This window comes from Lentibacillus halophilus, assembly GCF_039522485.1.
Lineage (GTDB): Bacteria > Bacillota > Bacilli > Bacillales > Amphibacillaceae > Lentibacillus > Lentibacillus halophilus.
The window spans coordinates 1-1,147 of the sequence record NZ_BAAADM010000065.1; the positions used below are offsets into that span (position 1 = coordinate 1).

At 42.8% G+C, this 1,147-nt stretch carries 2 protein-coding genes; both read right to left on the reverse strand.

Features of this window, described 5'->3' with window-relative positions:
* A partial coding sequence (locus ABDZ72_RS14310) for an IS3 family transposase (RefSeq protein WP_343754361.1) occupies positions 1–845 on the reverse strand: 845 nt, incomplete at its 3' end.
* Positions 842–1,147: helix-turn-helix domain-containing protein (locus tag ABDZ72_RS14315; RefSeq protein ID WP_343754364.1), on the reverse strand; the 306-nt coding region annotated here is incomplete at its 5' end. The genes ABDZ72_RS14310 and ABDZ72_RS14315, both read right to left, overlap by 4 nt.

Consider the following 1,147-nt stretch of genomic DNA (forward strand, 5'->3'; position numbering starts at 1 on the left):
GGACTCATTTTTAGTTGGTTTTGTAATCGTTCATTGTTAAAATAGCGCATATAGGCGTCTATTGCGTTTTTAATGTCAGCCAACGTTTCCATCTTATAGAAACAAGGTGCTTCTGTCTTGAAGTGGCTGAAGAAATTTTCAACGCAAGCATTGTCCCAGCAATTACCTCGACGGGACATGGATTGGGTGATGCCCATTTCCTTTAGACGCAGCCTATATCCGGGATTTGTGAATTGGATGCCCTGGTCGCTATGCAGGATGGCACCTTTCTCAAATCCCTTTTTCTGTAATGTATTCAAGGCGTCATAGACCAGTTCTGTTGATTGATTGGTATCCATGGAATACGCTACGATTTCACGGTTAAATAAATCCTTTATGGCGCATACATAAAGCCAGGGATGATGGCTTCCATGGACCGGAACATATGTGATATCCACTCCCATTTTAATGCCGGGTCTTAAAGCTTTGAAATCACGATCCAGAACATTCGGTATGTCCCCATAAGGCTGACGCACGCCCTTTTTACGCTTTCGTCGGATTTGGCAACGCAAACCATATTTTTTCATGACGCGTGAGATGCGCTTTTCGTTAACAATCATGTGATAGGAATGGTCCAGTTCCGTTTTGATTCGCTCACGTCCGTACGTCCCCCCGTGTTTTCGATAAATCTCTAATATCTTCTGGTAAAGCCTCTCATCTGTCTTATCCTGTTCATAGCTTTCTTTACGGGATTTCCATCTGTAATAGCCCGAACGGGAAACAGAGGTGACGTCAACTAATTTAGCTATCGAATACACGCCCTCATATTCTCGTATGAATTCAAATTCAGCCTGTTTACGTCTCACCTCCTTTGAAGATCCAATAACTTTTTTAAATACATCACCTCTAATTTCAAGGACTCATTCTCTTCTTCAAGAGACCGTTCCCGGGCATGATGACGATCTTTCTTTTTGGAACCACGTTGGTCCTTTAAGGCTTCATAGCCGCCCTTAAGAACTTGATCACGCCATTCATAAATGCGGTTACGATGCGTTAGGTCATATTCCTTCACCAATCGGCTGGAGGGGTACCCCTCCATGTACTTCTTAACAACCTCCACCTTTTCGTCATATGAATACTTTTTTAGTTTCTTCCCCATAAATAATCG